The sequence below is a fragment of the Tunicatimonas sp. genome (assembly GCF_049647865.1).
Lineage (GTDB): Bacteria > Bacteroidota > Bacteroidia > Cytophagales > Cyclobacteriaceae > Tunicatimonas.
In genome coordinates this window covers 1-6,099 of record NZ_JBARYM010000563.1, presented here as the reverse complement: position 1 = coordinate 6,099, position 6,099 = coordinate 1, and the positions used below count along the sequence as shown (strand labels likewise).

Genomic DNA, 6,099 nt, shown 5'->3' with positions numbered 1-6,099 from the left:
ACTCCCTTTTCGGTCATAGCGTACATCAGGGCGTTGCCCCCACTTTCGGAGTGATTGAGGAAAATCGCAGAATCCGACCAGAGGGTATTTTGGGTACCCAGTCCCACGCTATACTTGCCCGATGAGCTTTGCAACCGGGCTACTGCTTGCCAAACATCAGTCATGTAGCCGCCCTTGAAACCGTAGGGAGTGGCTAGGGGTTCACGCTCAAAGGTAGAGCTTACTTGTTCAATGGTAATTTTTTTGGGCGCTAATGAAAAATACGTTGATGCCATAGGGGCTAATGGAAGCAGGCTAGCGGCAGCCGATGATTGCCGGAGGAACTGCCGACGGTTAAGTTGTGTCATAGTAAAAAATGTCCTTTAAGATACAAAACCCGCTTTGGTTGTGCAAATTCCATATGCAATCCGTTGCAAAACTTTAGATTATATCGCTAGCAAAACATTTGAAGACGACTAATTTCTCGCAGATTGACTCTAAAAGTAGACAGAACAAAAATTAGAAACGCCACCTGGGAAAGGATCATCCAATGTGTGAACAGGGTTGGCCAAATTTCCAATAAGGGCCGGGGTGATAAAAGTGGTAGCAAATAGCATGAAAGTTTTTATATTTATGGAAATGAATAGACTTACGATAGTGCTAGCGGAGAAGTAAGTTGGCCAAGAAGATTTGGCCGCAAAATTGAAAAAAGCCAAGAATACGATTAACCGAATTTGCCGATGAGTGATGAAGCCAAACGGCGAGAAGAAGATTTGGCGAAAGAGGTTCTTTTTGAGAAGGTCGACGAACAATTGAAGGTACTTGCCGACTTAAAACGCTACATATTTACGGCATTTCTAGCGGTTTCTGTAGGTATCTTTAGTACGGACGATAATTTATCCGTTTACGCCGGTATTATTGTTTGTGCCATCCTTTTGGTGGCTTTTTTCGTTCTAATAATCGTACGGTACCAAAAAATTGAAAAATACGAAGATGGAAATACATGATATTGCCTTTATCATCCTTTCTTGTATGTTGGGCGTAGGTACGCTGGTAACAGCTTTCTTTGTCCGGAAGGAGATGAAAAAGTTACCCTAGTTCGCGTCTGAACATATTTCTCCTTTCGTAGACAGTTTGATCGTCAGCAGATTGCCTCTAAAGGTAGCTAGAACAAAAATCAGAAACGCCACCTGAGAAATGATCATCCAATGTGTGAACAGGGTTGGCCAAATTTCTAGTAAGGGCCGGGGTGACAAAAGTGGTAGCGGAATGCTATTGTGAAATACATCAATGGAAATAATGATTGCGGTCAACCATACACCCACTCTTGGTTTAACGATTAGCAGCACGGCGGCAATTGGGTCTAAAAAAGTTAGGCTATCCCACAAAATCACTGAGAAAAGTGGGCTGTGGTACGCTTCAGAAAAGAACCCATGACGAATTACCCAATACAAATGGGTAGAAGTACCACCCAGCATCCCCGCAGCTTGGATTAGCAGAATAACTTTGGTTTTAGTGGGTAACTGAGTGAAGTTACAAAATAAATATAGTATCACGCCGAAACTTGATAAATCACCGGGCGGTATCTGGGCGAGGGGATCTTTTTCTTTTGTTCTCTAGCAGTCTCTAGCCAAGCTTTCCTTGGCGATAAGAACTTCGGTTAGTGCTTCCTCAGCGGTTTCACCAAAAGCAGAACAGGATACCAAATCGGGTATGTCCGCAATGTAGCCTTCGTCCTCATCACTTTAGAAGATGTTGATGCGGAAGTCCGCCCCGTGGTGGTTTTTAAAATTCTTTACCCCTCGTCTTTCACACAGCGAAACCCCAGATGCTCTTGACCGGAATCTACCGCAGTAGCCATGCGGGCGGAAGGACGGTAGTTAGAGCAATACTGGTCGCTGCACAGGTACGAGCCTCCTTTAATCACCCGCTTAGGAGTGAGTGGTTCCTGAGGATCGTAGCTTTGGGCAGGACCGGTAGGGTTGCGGCATACGGTGATTTTACTTTGCTGCTCGTGGGTATCGGGGCGGTACCAATCGGAGCTCCACTCCCATACATTACCGATGATGTCGTACAAGCCGTAGGAATTGGGCTGAAAACTTTTGATGGGTGATGCTCCGGCAAAGCCATCGGTACTAACATTGTTGTGCGGAAAATCCCCTTGGAAGAAATTGGCTAAGTACTTACCTGACGGAGTAAGTTCATCGCCCCAGGCAAAGGCTTGCCCAGTGGTGCCACCCTGGGCGGCAAACTCGTATTCCGCTTCGGTTGGGAGGCGTTTACCGGCCCACTCGGCGTAAGCTTGCGCATCCTCAAAAGCAATATGGGTGACCGGGAAATTATCTTTTCCTTCAATAGAGCTACCGGGGCCTTTGGGATGCTTCCAATCGGCACCGATCTTCCACGACCACCACTGTGAGTAATCGTGCAAAGGAATTGCGTGGTTCGGGGGATCAAAGATAAGCGAGCCTGGCTGAAGTACTTCGTCGGCTGGCTTGGGGGTTCCGGGAGGAAGTTGCTTCTTCATTTCTTCCCAGTCAATAGGGCGTTCGGCAATGGTAACGTACCCCGTTGCTTCTACAAACTCCCTAAACTCGGCGTTCGTCACTTCGTGAGTATCCATCCAGTAACCCGACACTTCTACCGGATACGCTGGTCCTTCAACATTCGCCGCCGTCTCGTGGTCGCTACCCATTATAAACTCTCCTCCCGGTATCCACACCATCCCTTCGGGAGCTTCCCCGTCGGGTTTGGAAGAAGTGAGCACGCTGGTTTGTTTTAAAGTTTCTTGACTGTTTGCTTGAGCACTATTAGATATTTTTTCTTGCTGGGCATTCTCGTTTTGGCAAGATGCTAAAGCAATACCTAACAGGAATAGTAGTGAGGCGTAAAATCTCATTGTTGGTTGTTTTTAGTAGTATGAATTGGTAAGACACCAAAGGTAGTAATAGTATTCAAACTGGTAGATTATCCATTTTTCTCCTAACACTAATCGCTCATAAAACCGTTCAATCTCTAGAGCTTGTATTGCTTCAATTTTGTTTATCTACCGCCAATTGACACTGCTCGGAAAAGCTAGAGCAAAATAATATCTGATAACCGTATAGCTGATTTTCAACCTTATTTTTTTCCATCTCAGTTAATAGCCCGTACCGGTAAAAGGCTGTTAGCACTGCTTCGTATCTATTCAGAATTTCTTCAGGAGAAGATTCTATATTCCAATAGCCAACCGACCCTACTTCAGAAAAGTCAGTCTCATCGGAGCCTTTTATCAACCTTCGCCACTCTCCAGTCAATTTCATTTTGATTGCACCCCACGATGTATACCGGGGCACATTGTTCACTACATCCGGTGTTACTTCTACCAAAACATCCATAATATCTTCCCTACTTACCACCCCTTCTTGCTTGAGTTTAGTACGATGCAATTGGCGTATTAGTCGGATTTCCTTAGGAAGGATTATTTGGTTTCTTCTCAAAACTCGGATTAATCTTCGCAATAGCAACTGGTTTGTTCTTTCTTCTAGTAAAGTTCAAAGGAAGAGGAACCAGTGAGAGAAGAATAAGCAAAATGAAGGATTTCGTCTTCATGCTGAAGCAGTTATTTTACCGCAGAAATTTCTCTACTATTCAGCAAATTACTAGATTGAGACCCACTGTCCAGTACGTCCCGATTCAAATAACCCATCTAGTACGCGCATATTGTTTACCGCATCAGACGGTGGGGTAGGAACTGGTATGTCTTCGCGAATAGCGCGGGCAAACCCTTCAAACTCCACAATATACTGGTCGGTAGCATCTAGTAGTACCTCACGAGTACCTACTCGGGTAGTGACCATAACCTGAGCCGCTACGTCGGAAGAAACGTTAAACGGAATTTCTATAGAGATAATCCCACCACTGCCGTGTACAGTGACTCGCTGATACGGGAAGGTTTGGGTAGCTACAGTAAACTGCGCCCGTGCTCCACCAAAATCTAGTATGCCCGATGAAAGCACATCGACTTTAAAGTCTTGATCTTCCGTAATCAAGCTTAGCACTCGCCGAGGTTCAGTTTGCAGCAGAAACCGACTGGCCGACACGGCGTAGCAACCTACATCGTACAGGGCTCCTCCTCCCATACCTTCCTGATTACGGATATTGTTCGAATCATTATTTGAGTACCCAAAGAAGGTGTCGATCAATTGAATCGTACCAATTTCTTGAATGCTAATCAGCTCCAGTACATGTTGCCACTGCGGATGAAAGCGGTACATAAATGCCTCCATGACTTTTACTCCCTTTGCTTCAGCGTACTCGATGGCTTTCTGCGCTTCTTCGGCTGACAGAGCAATGGGTTTTTCGCACAGAACGTGTTTACCGGCATCCGCCGCTTTTTTAATCCACTCAGCGTGTACGTGATTAGGCAGTGGAATGTAAACGGCTTCGATAGATTCATCGGCCAGTAGCTCTTCGTAAGAACCATAGGCTTGGGCAATATCGTAGACATCAGCGGCCTTTTGCGATCGCTCTAAAGAACGTGAGGCAATACCCGCCCACTGAATGAATGGCGATTTAGCAGTAGGAATCGCGATTCGTTTGGAGAAGAAACCGGAAACTCCGAGTACTCCGAATTTAACTGGTTGCATAGGTGTTTTTAGTGTTTTGACTTTCTGAGTTTTAAGTTTCAAGTTTTGAGTTACTCAAATTAACTTTAAACCACAAACTCAGAACTTACTAACTAGAACATAAAAATCATTACAACACCGTAATACAATCTATATCTTCTAATTTTATGTCATTACACTATATCAGCCAACCACCCCGGGTGGCTTCCAAACATCCTCCGTTACTTATATTACTCCACGGATTGGGTAGCAACGAACAGGACTTATTTTCTTTTGCTCCCCAGCTAGACCCTCGCTATCTAATTATTAGCGTACGAGCTCCCCTACCCTACGGCTACGGTGGAAACGCTTGGTTTACTATTGATTTTTCCAAAGGCGTTCCTCAGCCTAATATTGGACAAGTTTATGAAGCTCGCCAACAATTCACACAGTTTTTAAATGAGATTGTGCAGAAGTACCAACCGGACCCCAATCATATTTACTTAGCTGGTTTTAGTCAAGGAGCCATGATGAGCTACGCTACCGCTTTGGCTACGCCGGAGAAAATTACCGGATTGGTGGCTATGAGCGGCTATATTCTCCAGGAAACTACGCCTAAAGATAATATTACACTGGCTCACCGACAACTGAAGATTCTAGCGACTCACGGCACTAATGATTCGGTGCTACCTATTTACTTAGGGCGTTCTGCCGCTAACTATCTTCAGCAACACCAATTCAACTACGAATTTAAGGAATACGTAATGGGACACGAGGTAAATCAGTCGTGCTTTGCTGATGTGAAGCAGTGGTTGGACCAAAGGGTAGCCGATGTATAGACTACAGGAGAAGAGCAGATTATATAAGTTGCCTATCGGCCTTCTAAGATTGTTGGCCTAACTCAGTGATTATTTCGGCGAAAGACTGTGCATTCAGTTCCGACCAACCGTTTTTTACCATCACGTTGGTAAGTTTCTTCAGGTAGGTATAATCGTCATGAAGGATAATGGACTTGATACACTGTTCTATCTCCAGCCCATCCTTTAAGCCATAGTGCTTCGCAAAAATGCGAGCTATTTTGTTTTCTTCACTCAGGTTCATTGATTTGCTTTTGATTCAGTTGCTGTAGCGTAGGCTTAATACCGGACTGAAAGTTAGGATAAGCAGGCTTCCAACTTAATACATTTTTTGCCTTATCATTACGTACCCGGAACGAACAAGTGAGTGATTTCACTAGTGGCGAACCAATAAAAAGTCCTAGTAGCCAAGGATTTATATTTCCCACTTTCTTTACCCCTTGCTCATCTGTAATCGTATCAACCAACTCATGTAGAGTCAGCGGCTGATCGTCTACAATATTAAAGTTTTCTCCAAAATATTGGCCTTCCGCCACTAAAGCATACGCAAGTGCCAAGTCATCTACCTGGATAGGACTCCAGTAATTTTTGCCTGATCCAAACACTTTTAACTGCCCTCTCTGTAAGGTGTCGTAGAACGATGACTTAAATAGCCCCCCCGGACCGTAAACAAACCC

At 44.7% G+C, this 6,099-nt stretch carries 8 protein-coding genes and 1 pseudogene; 2 read left to right on the top strand and 7 right to left on the bottom strand.

What is annotated here, in order from left to right:
* A pseudogene (locus WBA23_RS16675) lies at positions 1-347 on the bottom strand (L-alanine-DL-glutamate epimerase); the annotation flags it as partial.
* 372 nt (positions 348-719) lie between these two features.
* Here WBA23_RS16675 and WBA23_RS16670 point away from each other — a divergent pair.
* Positions 720-986 (top strand): hypothetical protein, encoded by a 267-nt coding sequence (locus WBA23_RS16670; protein ID WP_424583418.1) that lies wholly within the window; start codon positions 720-722, stop codon positions 984-986.
* Positions 987-1,073: 87 nt separating this feature from the next.
* On the opposite strand, the gene WBA23_RS16665 is transcribed toward WBA23_RS16670, so the two are convergent.
* The 4 genes from WBA23_RS16665 to WBA23_RS16650 all read right to left on the bottom strand — a co-directional run bounded on the left by WBA23_RS16665 (position 1,074) and on the right by WBA23_RS16650 (position 4,607).
* On the bottom strand, positions 1,074-1,535 hold the full coding sequence (locus tag WBA23_RS16665; protein ID WP_424583417.1) for a hypothetical protein: 462 nt from the start codon (positions 1,533-1,535) through the stop codon (positions 1,074-1,076).
* A gap of 239 nt (positions 1,536-1,774) precedes the next feature.
* The gene (locus WBA23_RS16660) at positions 1,775-2,878 is read right to left on the bottom strand and encodes a formylglycine-generating enzyme family protein (protein WP_424583416.1); all 1,104 of its coding nucleotides are present in this window, start codon (positions 2,876-2,878) and stop codon (positions 1,775-1,777) included.
* A gap of 133 nt (positions 2,879-3,011) precedes the next feature.
* Positions 3,012-3,458: a hypothetical protein gene (locus WBA23_RS16655; protein WP_424583415.1), complete on the bottom strand. Its 447-nt coding sequence runs from the start codon at positions 3,456-3,458 to the stop codon at positions 3,012-3,014.
* A gap of 162 nt (positions 3,459-3,620) precedes the next feature.
* The gene (locus WBA23_RS16650; protein ID WP_424583414.1) at positions 3,621-4,607 is read right to left on the bottom strand and encodes a Gfo/Idh/MocA family protein; all 987 of its coding nucleotides are present in this window, start codon (positions 4,605-4,607) and stop codon (positions 3,621-3,623) included.
* A 146-nt stretch (positions 4,608-4,753) separates the two neighbouring features.
* On the opposite strand from WBA23_RS16650, the gene WBA23_RS16645 reads away from it, so the two are divergent.
* Positions 4,754-5,404 (top strand): alpha/beta hydrolase, encoded by a 651-nt coding sequence (locus WBA23_RS16645; protein WP_424583413.1) that lies wholly within the window; start codon positions 4,754-4,756, stop codon positions 5,402-5,404.
* A gap of 43 nt (positions 5,405-5,447) precedes the next feature.
* Here WBA23_RS16645 and WBA23_RS16640 read toward each other — a convergent pair whose 3' ends face one another.
* Together WBA23_RS16640 and WBA23_RS16635 are read right to left on the bottom strand one after the other, a co-directional pair.
* Entirely contained in the window at positions 5,448-5,666 is a 219-nt protein-coding gene (locus WBA23_RS16640; RefSeq protein WP_424583412.1) for a hypothetical protein, read from the bottom strand.
* Positions 5,653-6,099 (bottom strand): NAD-dependent epimerase/dehydratase family protein (locus WBA23_RS16635; protein ID WP_424583411.1); only part of this gene is annotated, 447 nt, incomplete at its 5' end. The genes WBA23_RS16635 and WBA23_RS16640, both read right to left, overlap by 14 nt.